The sequence below is a fragment of the Nocardia sp. CA-136227 genome, assembly GCF_050955695.1.
GTDB lineage: Bacteria > Actinomycetota > Actinomycetes > Mycobacteriales > Mycobacteriaceae > Nocardia.
Window position 1 is genome coordinate 1,323,991 of the sequence record NZ_CP192081.1, and the last position, 17,267, is coordinate 1,341,257.

Annotated in this window: 16 protein-coding genes and 1 tRNA gene; 12 read left to right on the forward strand and 5 right to left on the reverse strand. The window is 70.0% G+C overall.

The window, feature by feature from the left end; genetic code table 11:
• Positions 1–83: 83 nt before the first annotated feature.
• From ACQP06_RS05955 to ACQP06_RS05975, 5 genes are read left to right on the forward strand one after another with little or no spacing between them, the layout of a single operon-like run.
• A complete protein-coding gene (locus ACQP06_RS05955; RefSeq protein WP_433671039.1) occupies positions 84–1,583 on the forward strand; it encodes a CoA-acylating methylmalonate-semialdehyde dehydrogenase in 1,500 nt (499 codons plus the stop codon).
• A gap of 5 nt (positions 1,584–1,588) precedes the next feature.
• The gene (locus ACQP06_RS05960; RefSeq protein WP_433671041.1) at positions 1,589–2,728 is read left to right on the forward strand and encodes an acyl-CoA dehydrogenase family protein; all 1,140 of its coding nucleotides are present in this window, start codon (positions 1,589–1,591) and stop codon (positions 2,726–2,728) included.
• On the forward strand, positions 2,725–3,840 hold the full coding sequence (locus ACQP06_RS05965) for an enoyl-CoA hydratase/isomerase family protein (protein ID WP_433671043.1): 1,116 nt from the start codon (positions 2,725–2,727) through the stop codon (positions 3,838–3,840). Before ACQP06_RS05960 ends, ACQP06_RS05965 begins: the two co-directional genes overlap by 4 nt.
• Positions 3,837–4,739: a 3-hydroxyisobutyrate dehydrogenase gene (gene mmsB, locus ACQP06_RS05970; RefSeq protein WP_433671045.1), complete on the forward strand. Its 903-nt coding sequence runs from the start codon at positions 3,837–3,839 to the stop codon at positions 4,737–4,739. The genes ACQP06_RS05965 and mmsB overlap by 4 nt, the downstream gene beginning before the upstream one ends.
• Positions 4,736–5,512 carry an enoyl-CoA hydratase gene (locus ACQP06_RS05975; protein WP_433671047.1) on the forward strand — a complete coding sequence of 259 codons (777 nt, stop codon included), beginning with the start codon at positions 4,736–4,738 and terminating at the stop codon, positions 5,510–5,512. Before mmsB ends, ACQP06_RS05975 begins: the two co-directional genes overlap by 4 nt.
• Before the next feature lie 197 nt (positions 5,513–5,709).
• On the opposite strand, the gene ACQP06_RS05980 is transcribed toward ACQP06_RS05975, so the two are convergent.
• Together ACQP06_RS05980 and ACQP06_RS05985 are read right to left on the reverse strand one after the other, a co-directional pair.
• Entirely contained in the window at positions 5,710–6,762 is a 1,053-nt protein-coding gene (locus ACQP06_RS05980; RefSeq protein WP_433671049.1) for a hypothetical protein, read from the reverse strand.
• Positions 6,763–6,838: 76 nt separating this feature from the next.
• On the reverse strand, positions 6,839–7,381 hold the full coding sequence (locus ACQP06_RS05985; RefSeq protein ID WP_379272240.1) for a MarR family winged helix-turn-helix transcriptional regulator: 543 nt from the start codon (positions 7,379–7,381) through the stop codon (positions 6,839–6,841).
• A 107-nt stretch (positions 7,382–7,488) separates the two neighbouring features.
• Here ACQP06_RS05985 and ACQP06_RS05990 point away from each other — a divergent pair.
• A tRNA-Cys gene (locus ACQP06_RS05990) sits at positions 7,489–7,562 on the forward strand.
• A 64-nt stretch (positions 7,563–7,626) separates the two neighbouring features.
• On the opposite strand, the gene ACQP06_RS05995 is transcribed toward ACQP06_RS05990, so the two are convergent.
• Positions 7,627–9,021, reverse strand: coding sequence for a metallophosphoesterase (locus ACQP06_RS05995; protein ID WP_433671051.1), 1,395 nt, complete (start codon positions 9,019–9,021; stop codon positions 7,627–7,629).
• Between the two features lie 7 nt (positions 9,022–9,028).
• Positions 9,029–9,472 (reverse strand): Rv0361 family membrane protein, encoded by a 444-nt coding sequence (locus tag ACQP06_RS06000; protein WP_357097756.1) that lies wholly within the window; start codon positions 9,470–9,472, stop codon positions 9,029–9,031.
• A 110-nt stretch (positions 9,473–9,582) separates the two neighbouring features.
• On the opposite strand from ACQP06_RS06000, the gene ACQP06_RS06005 reads away from it, so the two are divergent.
• The 6 genes from ACQP06_RS06005 to ACQP06_RS06030 all read left to right on the forward strand — a co-directional run bounded on the left by ACQP06_RS06005 (position 9,583) and on the right by ACQP06_RS06030 (position 15,970).
• Positions 9,583–10,605 (forward strand): iron ABC transporter substrate-binding protein, encoded by a 1,023-nt coding sequence (locus ACQP06_RS06005; RefSeq protein WP_433671053.1) that lies wholly within the window; start codon positions 9,583–9,585, stop codon positions 10,603–10,605.
• Positions 10,606–12,189: an ABC transporter permease gene (locus ACQP06_RS06010; RefSeq protein ID WP_433671055.1), complete on the forward strand. Its 1,584-nt coding sequence runs from the start codon at positions 10,606–10,608 to the stop codon at positions 12,187–12,189.
• On the forward strand, positions 12,186–13,319 hold the full coding sequence (locus ACQP06_RS06015; RefSeq protein ID WP_433671057.1) for an ABC transporter ATP-binding protein: 1,134 nt from the start codon (positions 12,186–12,188) through the stop codon (positions 13,317–13,319). The genes ACQP06_RS06010 and ACQP06_RS06015 overlap by 4 nt, the downstream gene beginning before the upstream one ends.
• Positions 13,320–13,441: 122 nt before the next feature.
• Positions 13,442–13,795 (forward strand): hypothetical protein, encoded by a 354-nt coding sequence (locus tag ACQP06_RS06020; protein ID WP_433671059.1) that lies wholly within the window; start codon positions 13,442–13,444, stop codon positions 13,793–13,795.
• Between the two features lie 177 nt (positions 13,796–13,972).
• A complete protein-coding gene (locus tag ACQP06_RS06025; RefSeq protein ID WP_433671060.1) occupies positions 13,973–15,361 on the forward strand; it encodes a hypothetical protein in 1,389 nt (462 codons plus the stop codon).
• A gap of 9 nt (positions 15,362–15,370) precedes the next feature.
• A complete protein-coding gene (locus ACQP06_RS06030; RefSeq protein WP_433671062.1) occupies positions 15,371–15,970 on the forward strand; it encodes a TIGR03086 family metal-binding protein in 600 nt (199 codons plus the stop codon).
• A gap of 2 nt (positions 15,971–15,972) precedes the next feature.
• Here ACQP06_RS06030 and ACQP06_RS06035 read toward each other — a convergent pair whose 3' ends face one another.
• Positions 15,973–17,250, reverse strand: a complete 1,278-nt coding sequence (locus ACQP06_RS06035) for an alpha/beta hydrolase family protein (RefSeq protein WP_433671064.1) — start codon at positions 17,248–17,250, stop codon at positions 15,973–15,975.
• Between the last annotated feature and the right edge of the window lie 17 nt (positions 17,251–17,267).

A 17,267-nucleotide genomic window follows, 5' to 3' on the forward strand; every position in this document is an offset into this window, starting at 1 on the left:
TCCCACAGCCAATACTTGGATGTCCAACTATAGGATCGCCACATACCGCGCAATCGGCGCGCAAGCTTCGAGACAGGACTGGCATGGTTCGCGAACTGACTCACTTCATCGACGGCAAGCACGTAGAGGGAACTTCCGGGAAGTTCGGGGACGTCTTCAACCCGAGCACGGGACAGGTCCAGGCGCGGGTGCCGCTGGCGAGCAAGAGTGAGGTCGAGGCGGTCATCGCGAACGCGGCCGCCGCGCAGCCCGCCTGGGCCGCCACCAATCCGCAGAAGCGGGCCCGCGTGCTCATGAAGTTCCTGACCCTGGTGCAGGACGAGATGGACTCGCTGGCCGCCCTGCTCTCCGCCGAGCACGGCAAGACCATCGCCGACGCCAAGGGCGACATCCAGCGCGGCCTCGAGGTCATCGAGTTCGCCGTCGGCATCCCGCACCTGCTCAAGGGCGAGTACACCGAGAGCGCGGGCACCGGCATCGACGTCTACTCCATGCGTCAGCCGCTCGGCGTGGTCGCGGGCATCACCCCGTTCAACTTCCCGGCCATGATCCCGCTGTGGAAGGCCGGACCGGCGCTCGCCTGCGGAAACGCCTTCGTGCTCAAGCCTTCCGAGCGCGACCCCTCGGTGCCGCTGCGCCTCGCTGAGTTGTTCCTCGAGGCCGGTCTGCCCGCGGGCATCTTCAATGTGGTCAACGGCGACAAGGAAGCCGTCGACACGCTGCTGAACGACGAGCGGATCAAGGCCGTCGGCTTCGTCGGCTCCACCCCGATCGCGCAGTACATCTACGAGACCGCCACCGCCAACGGCAAGCGCGCCCAGTGCTTCGGCGGCGCCAAGAACCACGCCATCGTGATGCCCGACGCCGACCTCGACGATGTGGCCGACCAGCTCATCGGCGCGGGCTACGGCTCCGCGGGCGAGCGCTGCATGGCCATCTCGGTGGCGGTGCCGGTCGGCGAGGAGACCGCGGATCGCCTGCGCGCCAAGCTGGTCGAGCGCATCGGCAAGCTGAACGTCGGCCTCTCCGACGACCCGGGCGCCGACTTCGGCCCGCTGGTCGGCCGCGACGGCGTGGACCGCGTGAACAACTACGTGCAGATCGGCGTCGACGAGGGCGCGGAGCTCGTCATCGACGGCCGCGGCCTGGTGGTCGAGGGCGGCGAGGACGGATTCTTCGCCGGCGCTTCGCTGTTCGACCGCGTCACCCCGGAGATGCGGATCTACAAGGAAGAGATCTTCGGTCCCGTGCTGGCGCTGGTTCGCGCCCAGGACTACGAAGAGGCGCTGCGCCTGCCCAACGAGCACGAGTACGGCAACGGCGTCGCCATCTTCACCCGCGACGGCGACACCGCCCGCGACTTCGCCGCCCGCGTGCAGGTCGGCATGGTCGGCATCAATGTCCCGATCCCGGTGCCGATCGCGTACCACACCTTCGGCGGCTGGAAGCGGTCCGGCTTCGGCGACCTCAACCAGCACGGCCCGGACTCGATCCGCTTCTACACCAAGACCAAGACGGTGACGCAGCGCTGGCCTTCCGGCATGAAGGAGTCCAACGCCTTCGTCATCCCGACCATGGACTGACGCTGATGTTCGTACTGGACGAGGACGAGAAGGCGATCGTCGAGACCGCCCGCTCCTTCGCCGACGAAATGCTCGCGCCCAACGCCCTGGAATGGGACGAGCGCAAGCACTTCCCGGTGGACGTACTGCGCAAGGCGGGCGGGCTCGGCCTGGGCGGCATCTACGTGCGCGAGGACGTGGGCGGCTCGCAGCTGCGGCGGCTGGACGCCGTGCGCATCTTCGAGCAGCTGGCCACCGGCTGCCCGTCGGTCGCCGCCTACATCTCCATCCACAATATGGCGACGTGGATGATCGACACCTACGGCGATGAGACGCAACGCAATCGGTGGCTGCCGGGGCTGACGTCCATGGATCTGCTGGCGTCCTACGCGCTGACCGAACCGGGCGTCGGCTCCGACGCGGCGGCCTTGAGCACCAAGGCCGTTCGCGACGGCGACGACTACATCCTCAACGGCGCCAAGCAATTCATCTCCGGGGCGGGCTCCAACGACGTCTACGTGATGATGGTGCGCACCGGAACCGAAGGCGCGCGCGGCATCTCGGCGCTCATCGTCCCCGCCGACACCCCCGGTCTCTCGGTGGGGCCGAACGAGAAGAAGATGGGCTGGAACGCCCAGCCCACCCGGCAGGTCATCCTCGAGGACGCGCGCGTTCCGGCGGCCAACCTGCTCGGCGCGGAGGGCGACGGCTTCAGGATCGCCATGAACGGGCTCAATGGCGGACGGCTGAACATCGCCGCCTGCTCGATGGGCGGCGCGCAGGCCGCACTGGACCGCACGGTCGCGTACCTGGCCCAGCGCAAGGCCTTCGGCTCCCGGCTGTTGGACAACACCGCCCTGCAGTTCCAGCTGGCCGATATGCGCACTTCCCTGGAGGCCGCACGCACCCTGCTGTGGCGGGCCGCCGCCGCCCTGGACGCCGACGCCCCCGACAAGGTGGAGCTGTGCGCCATGGCCAAGCGGTTCGCCACCGACGCCGGGTTCGAGGTGGCCAACCAGGCCCTGCAACTCCACGGTGGCTACGGTTACCTGGCCGAATACGGCATCGAGAAGATCGTCCGCGACCTGCGGGTGCATCAGATCCTCGAGGGCACGAACGAAATCATGCGGGTGGTCGTCGCCCGCTCGGTGGTAGGAGCAGCATGAGTGCTGAGACGTCGAAAAGCGTGGTCAAGGAACCCGAGGTTCTGGTCGAGAAGCGCGATGGGCTGGGCCTGATCACCCTCAACCGGCCGCGGGCCATCAACGCGCTCAACCACCCGATGGCGCTGACCATTCTGGACGTGCTGCGGACCTGGGCGGACGACGACGAGGTGCGCGCGGTCGTGCTCACCGGCGCCGGGGAGCGCGGGCTGTGCGCGGGTGGCGACATCGTCGCCATCCACAACGACGCCGAGGCCACTGTCGCGCAGGGTGATTCGCCGCAGGTCGCGGCCGACTCCCCGAGCGGCGTGTTCTGGCGCGACGAGTACATCCTCAACGCCCTGATCAAGCGCTACCCGAAGCCGTACGTCGCGATCATGGACGGCATCGTCATGGGCGGCGGTGTCGGCCTGTCCGGGCACGCCTCGCACCGCATCGTGACCGAGCGGTCCATGGTCGGCATGCCCGAGACCGGCATCGGCTTCATCCCCGACGTGGGCGGCACCTGGCTGCTGGCGCACGCGCCCGGCGAGATCGGCACGCACATCGCGCTCACCACCGCGCGCATGTCCGCCGGCGATGCCATCGCGGCCGGATTCGCCGACAGTTTCGTTCCGTCCGAACACCTTCCGGCGCTGCTGGAGGCCCTCGCGACGGCCGACGTCGAGGTGGCCATCGCGAAATTCGCCCAGCCCGCCCCGGTGTCGGAGTTCGTGGCGCAGCAGGACTGGATCGACGCCTGCTACAGCGCCGACACCGTCGAGGAGATCGTGCACCGCCTCGAGATCGACGGCCGCGCCGAGGCCGCCAAGGCCGCCGCCGACGTGCTGTCGAAATCCCCGGTGGCCCTGAAGGTCACGCTGCGTTCGCTCCGCGATGCGCGCCGGGCCGCCGACCTCGAGACGGCGCTGAACCAGGAATACCGGGTCTCCGTCGCCGCCCTCAACACCCACGACCTGGTGGAAGGCATTCGCGCCCAGGTCATCGACAAGGACCGCAACCCGCAGTGGTCGCCCGCCACCCTGGCGGACGTCACCGACGCCGACGTCGACGCCTACTTCGGCGCGCTCGGCGATCGCGAATTGGGTTTGGCCGCACCGAAGGACGAACAATGAGCACTGACACCAAGGTCGCGTTCCTCGGACTCGGCCACATGGGCGGCCCGATGGCCGCCAACCTGGTCGAGGCCGGATACGACGTCCTCGCCTTCGATCCCGTGCCCGCCGCGCAGGACCAGGCCCGCCAGGACGGCGCGACCGTGGTCGGCACCGCGGTCGAGGCGGTGTCGGCCGCCGACATCGTGATCACCATGCTGCCCAACGGCCGCATCGTGCTCGACCTCTACGGCGACATCCTCCCGGCCGCCAAGCCCGGCACCCTGTTCGTCGACTGCTCCACCATCGACGTCGGCGACGCCAAGCAGGCCGCGGAACTCGCTGTGGCAGCGGGACATCGGGCTCTGGACGCTCCGGTCTCCGGCGGTGTCGCGGGTGCGGCGGCCGGAACCCTCACCTTCATGGTGGGTGGCGAGGGCGCCGACTTCGCCGCGGCGCTGCCGCTGCTCGAGGTGATGGGTGGCAAGGTCGTGCACTGCGGCGGCGCGGGTGTCGGCCAGGCCGCCAAGATCTGCAACAACATGCTGCTGGGCATCTCCATGATCGGGCTGTCCGAGGCCATCGTGCTGGGCGAGAAGCTGGGCCTGACCCACGACAAGTTCTTCGACGTGGTGTCCACCGCCTCGGGCCAGTCGTGGGCGCTGACCTCGTATTGCCCGGTGCCGGGACCGGTTCCGGCCAGCCCCGCCAACAACGACTACCAGCCCGGCTTCGCGACCGCGCTCATGTCCAAGGACCTGGGGCTCGCCGCCAACGCGCTGCGCGCCAACGGCGTGGACGGGCAGATCGGGCAGCTGGCGGCGGAGATCTACAACCGCTTCAACCAGAACGAAGCGGGCAAGGACTTCTCGGCTATCGTCACCGATATCCGCACACGATCTGAAGGGGAGACGGCGTGACCGACTTCGAGACCATTCTGCTGGAGCGCAAGGGCCGCGTCGCGCTCATCACGCTCAACCGGCCGAAGGCCCTGAACGCGCTGAACTCGCAGGTCCTGTCCGACATCTCGGCGGCGCTCGACGAGCTCGAGAACGACAACGAGATCGGCGCGGTCGTGCTGACCGGGTCCGAGAAGGCCTTCGCGGCCGGCGCGGACATCAAGGAGATGCAGACCAAGTCCTACATGGACATGTTCGTGACCGACCACTTCGGTGGCTGGGACCGCGTCGCCGCCTTCCGCAAGCCGCTGATCGCCGCGGTCGCCGGCTACGCCCTCGGCGGCGGCTGCGAACTCGCCATGATGTGCGACCTGCTGCTGGCCGCCGACACCGCCAAGTTCGGGCAGCCCGAGATCAAGCTCGGCGTCATCCCCGGCATGGGCGGCTCGCAGCGCCTCACCCGCGCCGTCGGCAAGGCCAAGGCCATGGACCTCATCCTCACCGGCCGCAATATGGGCGCCGAGGAGGCCGAGCGGGCGGGCCTGGTCTCGCGCATCGTCCCGGCCGCCGAACTCGTCGCCACCGCCATGGAGGTCGCCGAGACCATCGCCGCCATGTCGCTGCCGTCGGTGATGATCGCCAAGGAAGCGGTCGACCGCTCCTACGAGACCACCCTCACCGAGGGACTGCGTTTCGAGCGTCGCGTCTTCCACTCGCTGTTCGCGACCGACGACCAGAAGGAAGGCATGACCGCCTTCGTCGAGAAGCGTCCCGCCAACTTCACCAACAAGTAAGCGCGACACCAACTCTCGAACTCTCGTGCCCCGCTGCCGACGGCAGCGGGGCACGGTGCTGGATGGGGTGGGTGGTGTCCGCCGGGATCCCGTGCGAGATGTGGGCCGCGGTGCCTGGATTGCCTGTGGGGGTGCGGCGTCAGCGCTGTGCGGGCGGTGTGGCTGTGCGGGCGGAGATCGTTTGCGGCCGTGCGGCGTCAGCCGTGTTTGGGCGGGCCGACCACTTCGACGGTCGGGGGCTTGCCGTCGGGGTGGGCGCCGTGGTCCCGGTTCATGGCCAGTCCGCCGACGATGGTGCCGCCGAGCGTGGCGGTAACCGCCACCGCCGCAACGAGTTTGCGGCGGGAGACGGGGGAGACGGGGGCTTCGACGGGCGGCGCGCCCGGGGCCAGGTGCACGCTGCGGATGCTGCGGGCCGACGGGCGTTCGGCGGCCAGCAGGACCGCGCCGCGGGTGGACACGAAATCGGGCTCCGGGTCGTAGATCATCGGGTAGCCCAGCTGGAGTTTCAGTTCGTCGCGGATGCTCTTGTTGCGGGTGCAGCCGCCGAGCAGGGCCAGACCCGCGGGCCGGATGCCGGTCTCGTCGATCATGTGGCGGACGAACGACGCCGAATGATGGATGCCCGCCTCGACCAGTTCGGCGAAATCACTGCGGGTGACCACGGTGCGCTGCCCGGAGATCGGGTCGCAGACGGCCAGTACGCGTTCGGAGGCCAGGGCTTCCTTCTGACGGCGGATGTCGGCCAGATCCAGGGTGACGCCGCCGCGGGTGAGCAGCCAGCGCAACAGGGCGTCGTGGCCGTCCCCGCCCAGGACGGTGCTGCGCTTGGTGGCGAGGACGGCATCGTTCCGGCAGTCGATCTGGGTGAGGGTCAGCCCGGACGCGCCGAGGTCGTACAGCAGGATCGAGCCCTCGGTGGGTAGCTTCCGGGTGAAGCGCAGATATCTGAGCTGAGCCACCGGCTCGTCGATGACGGTCAGGCGATTGCGGCCCGCGGCGGTGCGGACGGCTTCGGCATGGTTGGTGCTGCGACAGGTGACCGCGATACCGGTGATGAACTCGTCACGCTCGGCCGCCGACTTCCGCATCAGCCGGATGGCCTCGAAGACCGCCTCCGCCATGCTTCCGCCGCCGGCCCGGCGTAGGACCTTGCACCGGTCGATGGGAGGCAGGTGCGGCTGGTCGGAATGGGTGAGCATGGCGCGTGCGCCAGCAGCGCCCGCCGACACCCCGAGGACCAGCACCATGGCAACAATGGTGAACCTTTTGCGAGCCGAAGCCAAGACTATGACGCAGGAAATTGGCTGCCGGGTCGCTGGGTGGTTACTGGCCGGCCCATCGGGTGGGTGAGCTACCGGGGTCGAAGTCGCCCGCGCTCTGCCGGAACTCCGCCAGCAATTGCAGCAGCAGCTGCAATCGTTCCGGCGCCAAACCGGTCTCGGCGAAAACTCGCCGGTTCAGTTCGGTGGTGGCCTTGGCCACCAATTCTCTTCCGGCCCCGGTGATTTCGATGAGCGTTGCCCGCCGGTCACTGGGATGTGGCACACGCTTCACCAACTGGGCCGCCTCCAGCCGGTCCACCGTGTTGGTGACCGACGTCGGATGCACCTGCAGCCGGGCGCTCGCCATCGCCATCGGCAGCGCACCGGTTTTGCTGAAACTCAGCAACATCAGTAGCTCGTATCGCGAAAAGGTCAAACCGGACGGCTTCAGCGCTTCGTCCACCCGCGCCATCACGATCTGCTGCGCCCGCACCAGCGAGGTGACCGCCGCCATCCCGTCCGCGACCTCGCCCCAGCCGTGCTCGGTCCACTGGCGGTGCGCCTCCTCGATCGGATCGAGCGGCAGCGGACGGGGACGCGACATGCCCTGATCATCGCATGTCGCGAAGCGCTCGGGCCGCCCCATAGCAATCACGGTGATTCAAACCCTCGGCCTAGGACCCGAACCGGCGCACTATGGACCTCGCCGATGCGGGTGTGACCGAGTGGCCAGGTGGCGGTCTGCAAAGCCGTGTACGCGGGTTCGACTCCCGCCGCTCGCTCCATCGGAGAACGCCTCCCGGGCAATCCGCCCCAGGAGGCGTTCCCTTTTCTTCCGGCCGCCGGGCCTCAGGAACGGCTGAGGCCCGAAAGGTCGCGCAGCACGGTGTAGTTGCGGTCGGCCGTGGAACCGAGCGTGTATTCGGGTAGCAGCCCGAAGTATTCGCCCCGGGACCGGCTGCTCCAGCGGCGCGCGTCCTCGGTCCGCGTCTTATGGAAATTGGCCATGTACCCGCCCTCGAACAGCCGGAGCAGGGTGTAGCCGCCCGGGTATTCCTTGGTCGCGGCCACTTCCAGGAAATCGACCAGGATCGGCAGGTCGGGGCGGGTGCGGCGATTGCGGTGGGTGTGGCCCGCGTGGTGCAGGAACACACCGGGGGCGTCGCGGTAGATCGATTGCAGCGCGGCGGCATTCGCGGCATCGAGGATGAAACCCGGGCCCGCCAGATTCGACCAGCCGGACTCGGTGGTGACCGGGTGGTGGCCGAAAACCAGGGTGGGACGGTCGGGATCGGCGGTGAGCCGGTCGCGCAGCTCGTCGAGCTGAGGTCGCTCCAGGATGCCGCCGGACCCGTCGAGTTGCGTGGTGTCCAGGGCGATCAGGCGCAGTTCACCGACCTCGTGGGCCGCCAATCGCTGGCGGGGCCCGAAGGAATCGGCCCAGCAGTCGTGGTGATCGGTGTACGGGGTGCACTCCGCGTACTCGGGCCCGACGTGCGGGCGGTCGTGATTGCCGCGGGCCGCGAACCAATCCCGGCCCGGCGCACCCCACCGCGCGAGGTGGGCGTGCACGCCGCGCACCTGCTCGGGCGTGGCCTCCGCGGTGAGGTCACCGGCCAGCACCAGATGGTCGACCGCGCGATCGGGCCGGTGCATATCGTCGAGCAGCGCGGTCAGCATGACCTCGGGATACGGTGTGAGACCGGGCTCTTGGCGCAGGCCCGGCGGCAGGCCGGCGGCGATGATCCCGCTGACCTCCTCACCCAGATGAATGTCGTTGGACAGCGCCAGGGTTCGCAGCAACCGGCCCGGCGGCGGCACCAGCGTGGTGAAGACGCCCCGTGATTCCGGCGTATCCGGCAGTCGCGTGGCCACATTCAGCGCGGGCACGGCCGGAATGCCCGCCGAGCGGGCCTCGAACCGATACGCGCGGCCGGGCTCGAGGCCGGTGACCTCCGCGTAGTGGTAGGCCGTCGGCCGCGAGTCGCCGAAGACCTGCCGCAGGCTCGAACCGTCGGCCGGGCCGAGCCAGACCTCGCTGTCGGTCGCTGCCGCGAGCCCGTCCGCGCCGAGGGTCGTCCAGGTGAGCACCGCCGATCGCTCGGTGATCGTGACGACCTCCAGATCTGTCGCGATCAGCGAATCGGCTTGGGCCCGAGCCGAACCCGGGCGGACCAGCGGGAGCGCGGCGGCCGCCGCGAGCAGGCCGAGGGCCTGGCGTCGATTCGGGCCGCAGCAGCTCATGCCGGTCCTACTTCGCGTCGGTGGAGCAGACCTTCCATACACCGTCTTCCTTGCGGAGGTGTTCGTTGGTGGACCGTTTGCTGTCGGCGGCGCCGGGCAGCGAGAGGGTGCCGAGAGTGACGGCGGTGGCGCGGTCGCCGGTGACGGTGACGCCCTCCACCGAATCCACCTTCATGCTGACCTTGCCCTGGTCCATGGCCTTTCGCTGGGCTTCGGGCAGACCTTGGTACTGGGCGCGGTCGCCCGCGCAGGTCTGGCCGACCGCCTGGGACGCGCCGCCGGTGGAGAGGGTTGCGTAGAAATCGCGCAGTGTGGTCTCGATCCGCTTGGCGTCGCTCGGTGCGGAGTCCTTGCCGTTCAACGTCATCGCGGTGGCGATGCCGCCGCCGACGAGAACCGCGGCCGCGATGCCGATGCCGATGGTGAGAGGGGTGCGCCTGTGCCGAGTCATCGAGGGGCAGATTACAGCGATTCGGTTTCGTCGGCGGGGTGGCGTTTCCGCCCGTGACGTGGGACGGTACGTTGGTTAGGCAAACCTCAGCGTCGAGTGGAAGGACGGTCATGACGGCGGCTCGATGGAAACTGGTGTCAGGCGCATTGGCGGCGATCGCGGTGCTCGGCGCGACCACGGCATGCTCCAGCTCGTCCGACGAGGACAACGAGATCCTGGTCTACAACGCACAGCACGAATCCCTCACCAAGGAGTGGATCGACGCGTTCACCAAGGACACCGGCATCAAGGTGACCATCCGCAACGGCGGTGACACCGACCTGGGCAACCAGATCGTCGCCGAGGGCAAGAACTCCAAGGCCGACGTCTTCATCACCGAGAATTCCCCGGCCATGGCGCTGGTCGAGAACGCCGGCCTGTTCGCCGACGTCGACAAGGACACCCTCGGCCAGGTGCCCGAGCAGTTCCGCCCCTCCACCGGCAAGTGGACCGGAATCGCCGCGCGCTCCACCGTTTTCGTCTACAACACCGGCAAGCTCCCCGCCGACCAGCTGCCCAAGTCGCTGCTGGACCTGGCGCAGCCGCAGTGGAAGGGCCGCTGGAGCGGCGCCGCCGCGGGCGCGGACTTCCAGGCCATCGTGGCCGGGCTGCTCGCCCAGAAGGGTGAGGAGGCGACCCTCTCCTGGCTCGAGGGCATGAAGGAGAACGCGGTCATCTCGCAGAACAACACCACCGTCATGAAGGGCGTCAACTCCGGCCAGTTCGACGGCGGCGTGATCTACCACTACTACTGGTTCAAGGATCAGGCCAAGACCAAGGAGAACAGCAAGAACACCCAGCTGTTCTACTTCAAGAACCAGGACCCGGGCGCCTTCGTCTCCATCTCCGGTGGCGGCGTGCTGAAGTCGAGCAAGCACCAGAACGACGCCCAGAAGTTCCTGAACTACATCACCTCCAAGAAGGGCCAGGAGGTGTTGCGCGACGGCGACTCCATGGAGTACCCGGTGGCCTCCGACGTCGCCGCCAACCCGGCGCTGCCGCCGCTGGCTTCGCTGGACGCGCCCAAGATCGACCCCTCGAAGCTGGACTCCAAGAAGGTCACCCAGCTGATGACCCAGGCGGGCCTGCTCTAAGTGACCGCTCGGACCGCTGTACCCACCCGGGCCACCGGGTCGACCCGGGTCGCCAAGGCACTCGCCTGGCGGCCCGGGTCGCTCGTCACCGTCGCCGCCCTGCTCATGGTGGCGGCGACGCTCGTGCCGTTGGGCTACATCGTGTCCACCCTGGTCTCCACCGGCGTGCACGAGACCGCGGAACTCGTCTTCCGGCCGCGCGTGGCCGAATTGCTGCGCAATACCGCCGAATTGGTGGTCCTCACCGTGCCGATCAGCGTCGCGCTCGGCGTCGGGCTGGCCTGGATCGTGGAACGCACCGACGTGCCGGGCGCGGCCTGGTGGGGGCCGGCCTTCGCCGCGCCCCTGGCGGTTCCGGCCTTCGTCAACAGCTACGGCTGGGTCAGCGCCATCCCCTCGCTGCACGGATTGTGGGCGGGCGTGCTCGTCGCCACCGTCTCCTACTTCCCGCTGGTGTACCTGCCCGCCGCGGCCACCCTGCGCCGGCTCGACCCGGCCGTGGAGGAATCGGCCCGGGCCCTGGGCTCGGGACCGTTCGCCGTCTTCGCGCGGGTGGTGCTGCCGCAGCTGCGGCTCGCGATTCTCGGTGGCGGACTGCTGATCTCGCTGCACCTGCTCGCCGAGTACGGCGCCTTCGCCATGATCCGGTTCGACACCTTCACCACCGCCATCTTCCAGCAGTATCAGTCCAGCTTCGCCGGGGCCGCCGGCAGCACCCTGTCCGGCGTACTGGTGGTGCTGTGCCTGGTGCTGCTCGCCGCCGAGGCCGGGGTGCGCGGGCGGGCCCGCTACGCGCGGATCGGCGGCGGCGCGCAACGCGGCGTCCACCGGATCCGTTTGGGGCTGGGCCGGATTCCCATGCTCCTGGTGTTGTTCGGGGCGCTGGCGGCCACGCTGGGCGTGCCGCTGTGGACCATCGGGCGCTGGCTGAAGATCGGCGGCTCGGCGGTGTGGAACACCGTCGACATCGGCGAATCCCTGGGCCAGACCATCGGTCTGGCCGCCACCGCCGCGGTGATCACCACCCTGTGCGCCTTCCCGGTCGCGTGGGTCGCGGTCCGGTCCACCTCGCGGTTCGCGCGAATCATCGAGGGCGCCAACTACATCACCAGTTCGCTGCCGGGCATCGTGATCGCGCTGGCCCTGGTGACCGTGTCGATCCGCTGGCTGCCCGTCTTCTATCAGACCGCCGCCACCATCCTGGCCGCCTACACCCTGATGTTCCTGCCCCGCGCCCTGGTCAGCGTGCGCGCCGGGCTGGCCCAGGTGCCGATCGGGCTGGAGGAGGCGTCGCTGGCGCTCGGAAAGTCCCCGTCCGCCACGTTCTTCCGCGTCACCCTGCGCCTGACCGCGCCCGCCGCCGCGGCCGCCGCCGCCATGGTGTTCGTCGCCGTGGCCACCGAACTGACCGCCACCCTGCTGCTCGCCCCCAACGGCACCAACACCCTCGCCATGCAGTTCTGGCAGCTGTCGGGCGAACTGGACTACGCCGCCGCCGCGCCCTACGCGCTGATCATGATCATCGCCTCGGTCCCGGTCACCTATCTGCTGTTCACCCAATCCAGGAAGGCGGCGGGATTGTGAGTCGGCTTGTCGTAGACCAGGTTCGCAAGAGCTTCGGGCCGGGAGCGCCGGTCCTCGACGGCATCGTCCTAGACGTCGCCGACGGCACCGCCACCGCCGTCGTCGGCTCCTCGGGCTGCGGCAAGACCACCCTGCTGCGGGTGATCGCCGGATTCGAGCACCCCGACGCGGGCTCGGTCACCATCGGCGGGGAAACCGTCACCCGCGAAGGCTTCTCGTTGCCCGCGCATCGCCGCCGCATCGGTTATGTGGCGCAGGACGGCGCGTTGTTCCCACACCTGACCGTGGGCCAGAACATCGCCTACGGGCTGGGCGGCGGGTTCGGGGCGAGCCGCAAGCACCGGCAGCACGTGGCCGAACTCCTCGAAATGGTCTCCCTCGACCCGTCTTACGCGGATCGGCGGCCGCACCAGCTCTCCGGCGGTCAGCAGCAGCGCGTCGCGCTGGCCCGGGCGATGGCCCGCAAACCCGCCCTGATGCTGCTCGACGAACCCTTCAGCGCCCTCGACACCGGACTGCGCGCCGCCACCCGCCAGGCCGTCGCCGAAACCCTGCGCGCCGCGGGCATGACCAGCATCCTGGTCACCCACGATCAGGAGGAGGCGCTGTCCTTCGCCGATCAGGTGGCCGTCATGTGCTCGGGCCGCTTCACCCAGGTCGGCACCCCGGAACAGGTATACGCCGAGCCCGCGGACCTGTTCACCGCCGGATTCCTCGGCGACACCGTGCTGCTCGACGCCAGCATCGGCCCGGTGACCGCCGAGACCCTGCTGGGCCGGATCCCCGTGCAGGCCGACGCCCCGACCGGGCAGGGCGCGATCATGCTGCGCCCCGAACAGCTGCTGGCCCACGCCACCGCCGCCGGCGACGCCGGGAGCGCCACCGTGCGCGCCCTCGAATTCCGCGGCGCCGACGTCATGCTCACCCTCGACCTCGACGGCTCCCCGGAACCGATCCAGGTGCGCCGGGTCAGTGTCGGCGCGCCCGCGGTCGGCGACCGGGTCGACCTCGAAGTCCTCGGCGCGGCGGTCGCTTTCACCTCCGAGCAGTGCGCCGCCGCCGGTCGCGCACCCCGCAACGGCGCCGCGCCCGGCGTGTTCACGGTGCCGGACGCCGTCTCCGCGGTCTGATCACACGTGCACGGGGTCGACTCACGCCGTGCATCGGGTCGACGGAATGTGACCGAATGGTCTGGGAAGCACCTATATTGGCGCGGAAGCCGAATCATCGGCTCGAGGCCGAAGGAGACCCGGTGCGCCGCACGCTGATCGTCATGTCCGCCCTCGCCGCCGCGTGCGCGCTCGCCCCGCAGGCCGGCGCCGAACCGGCCGCCGATCCGGCGTTGAAAGTGCAGGCGGTCTTCGGAACCGAACAGTTCCCCATGGCGGGCGTGGCCGCCGACATCGCGCCCTGCGGCGGCGGCGCGAGCCTGGCCACCATCACCACCGGCGCCGACGGCTCGGCCGTCTACCCGGGCGCGCCGGGCTGCTACCGGGTTCAGGTCGCCGCGCCCATCGGCTGCATGCTCGACAGCGATTCCGCGCTCGAGGTCACCTCGGTGCCGGGCATCACCCCGCTCGCGACCTTCCGATTCCGCTGCGCCTGAACCGGCTCGCGCGAACCGCACACCCCGCTCCCACGCGCTTCGTGTGATCGCCGTCCTGTGTGACCGACTCCACATCCCGGAATGCACACTGCGCAGGGCTGTTAGCCTCGGTCACACATAGCCGCTCGACATCGCCGTACACGGAAGGCGTCGCATCACCCAGGGAGTAGGTGACACATGGGCGCGAGGTTCGCGTTGGCACACCAGCCCGGCATGGCCGCACCCCTGTCGATCCGGCGCTACGCGGTGACGATCGAGACGCTCGCGGCCCTGCTCGGCGCGGCTGTGGCGGGCCTGCTGCTGATGGCCCCCCTCGATCTCGGCGGCGCCACCGCCGGACCGGTCCTGCAATTGGATCTGCTCGTCCTCAATATGCCGCGCGCCGCCGCGGCCGGAGCCGCGCTGGCCGTGGTGTCCGCGGCCCTGGTGGTCGCGCTCGGCAGACGCAGCGCCTGGATCACCGCCTGCGGCAGCGCGGTCATGCTGCTGGTCGACCAGTTCTGGAACCGGGGCGCGCCGACCATGGACAGCCTCACCACCGCCAATTACATCGACTCCATCTTCGCGGGCATCCTGCTCGGCGCGCTCGCCGTCGCGGTCTTCGGCAAGCCGCTCGCGACCGCGGCCTTCCTCATCGGCGCGCTCGGCTCGATCCTGGTCGGGGACCAGACCTCGCTGCCACCCGCCGACGGCGGCAGCAACCCGCTCATCCAATTGGCCTCGGTCGGAACGCCGCCGGTGTGGCTGCTGCTACTCACCGCCGCGCTGCTGGCCACGGGAATCGCGCTGCAACAGTCCGATCCGGTGGCCGAGGAGGAGACCACCGACCTGGCCATCGGCACCATCCTGTCCGCGCTCGTGGTGATCACCGCGACCGTGCTGTCGACGGAATGGTTCGTACGCCATGCCGGGACGTTCGTGCAGATCGGCGCGGCCATCGCCGTCACCGTCGGCGCGGCCGTGCTGGCCGCCCTGTTGCTGCCGGGCCGCGAGGGCACGCTGGTGCTGCTGGCGGTCGCGGTGGCCAATGCGGGCAGCGCGATCATCGCGGTGCCGCGGCCGGATTGGACCGCGCCGTTCCCGGTGCTGGCCCTGCTGGCCGGACTGGTCGCCGGACGGTCGCGGCGCTCCCCGTGGCTCGCGCTGGCGGTGACCGGGGCGCTGGCCGTCTTCGCGGCGGGCACCGCGGGCCTGGCCCACCAGTACTCGGTGATCCCGGTGCTCGGCGTCGTGGCCACCGGATTCGCCATCGGCTGCTGCTTCGGCGCGGCCGTGCCGAAGACCGCCGGCAGCGCGGTGGTGGCCATCGCGGTGCTGATCGTGCCCTGCCTGGTGGTGGCGCTGCGCGGCAGCGACTTCGGCCGGGTCGCGTATTCGCCGCGCTGGTACCGGGATCCGAGCGGCGTGGTCTCGGCGGCGCCCGGGTGGGCGGCGCTGGTCGTCACCGTCGGCTGCGCGGCCGGGGTGTATCTGCTGTGGCGGATCCGGCCGGCGCGCACCGCGCCCGCCGCTCTGCTCGCCGCGCCCCACGCCGATGAAACTCGGAAGGTCCTGCCCCGGGGCTAATCTGGCCGCATGACCGACACGTCACCGGTGGATCCGGCCATCGCTCTCCTGACCCGGGCGATCACCCAGACCGGCGAGGTCGTCGCCGCCGTCACCCCGGACCAGGCCGACCAGCCCACCCCGTGCGGCGACTGGACCGTGCGGGAGCTGGCGACCCACCTGATCGGTCAGATCCTGCGCGACTTCCGTATCGCCGCCCGCGGCGACATGCCCGAGTGGGGAGCCCCGCCCGACGAGGTCGGCGCGGACTGGGCCGCCGAATTCCGGACCCGCGCGCAGGCTTTGCTCGACGAGTGGCGGGCCGCCGACCTGGAACGGCCGGTGCCCGGAATGGGCGGGGAGGCCCCGCTGCGCGGCCGCGTCGACCAGCAGATCGCCGAATTCACCACGCACACCTGGGATCTCGCCCGCGCCACCGGCCAGGACCGGACCCTGGACCCCCAACTCGCCGAATACGGCCTGGCCTGGTCGCACCGGGTGCTCAAACCTGAATTCCGGGGCCCGGGAAAGGCTTTCGGACTCGAGATGCCGATCGCCGCCGACGCCCCCGCTTACGACCGTCTCGCCGCCTGGTTCGGCCGCGACCCGGCCTGGACGCCGTCGGCCTGAGTTCAGCGCCCGAAGCGCCGGTTCACCCAGCCCAGGGCGTCGTCGAACGACGCGTCGAGCACGCCGCGGTGATCCACCCCCGTATAGGCGTGGTACTCCACCGGCTGCCCGCTCGCGCGCTGCTGCACCACCATGGCCTCGGTGCCCGTGGCGGGCACGGTCGTGTCGGCGCGGCCCTGCAACACCAGCAGCGGCTGGGCGAAGGACAGGGCGGTGGGGTCGTTCTCGTTCAGCACGCGGATCAGCGCTGCGGTGTCCCCGTCGCGCCGGAAGACGTCGTCGGAGTTCATTCCGCCCCACGATTCCGGTTGCCGCAGTTGACCGATGCACCGGTTGTCGGCCTGATCCAGCATGGATTGCGCACGCGCCGTGAGGAATCGAACGGGATCCACCTCGGCCACCGTCTGCGCGCCGCGAATGATCAAGGGCAGGAACGACACCGCGCCGCCGGTGAGCGGAGCCAGCGCCCCCGCCACGCCGGCGGTGGTGGCCAGCTGCGAGGCCTGCAAGCCGATGCCCTGGTGTGAGGCCGGGGCGAGGGCCACCGCGCCCAACAGCTGCAGGTCCGGCGCCCACTGCTGGGCCTGCGCGTCGGTGAAGACGGCCGCCTGCCCGCCCTGGGAATGCCCGACCGCCACCCAGCGCGTCCCGATATCGGGGTCGATCTGCCGTGCGGCCCTGGCCATATCGGTGACGGCACGCTGCTCGGCGGCGCCGATCAGATAGCCGTGCGGCCCGGGCGTGCCCAGCCCCTGATAGTCGGTCTGCGCGACCGCGTACCCGGCCGCCACCCAGCGCTCCTGCACCCGCCGCACCATCGAGGTGTAGTCGTGGGCCGGGAAGTCGGGGGAGGTGTCCTGGGAGGGCGCGCACACGTCGGCGACACCGGTGGTGCCGTGCGCCCAGGAGATCAACGGCCAGCCGCCGGGCGGCGGCGTGCTGTCGGGCACCGCGAGCGTGCCGGTGACCGCGACCGGATCGCCCTGCATATCGATCGAGCGGTACATCAGCAGATAGTTGCGTGCCCCGGCGAGCGCGGGATCGCCTGTGAGCGGCCGGATCTGGATCACCGAACCGTGGGTCCCGGGAATCCGGTCGGCGGCCGGGTCGTAGAACGACGCGAGGGTCGTCTCCTCCGGCCGGACGGGTGTGGCGGTGGCCGACGCGGCCAGGATGGAGCCGGTGACGGTGGCCGCGAGCAGCGGGAACAGGCGGCGGAACCCGGGGCGCGAGGCGCGCCGAGACCGCTGTCCTGGACGGGCGCTCTCGTTCTCCGGCACCTCTCAGAAGATACCGG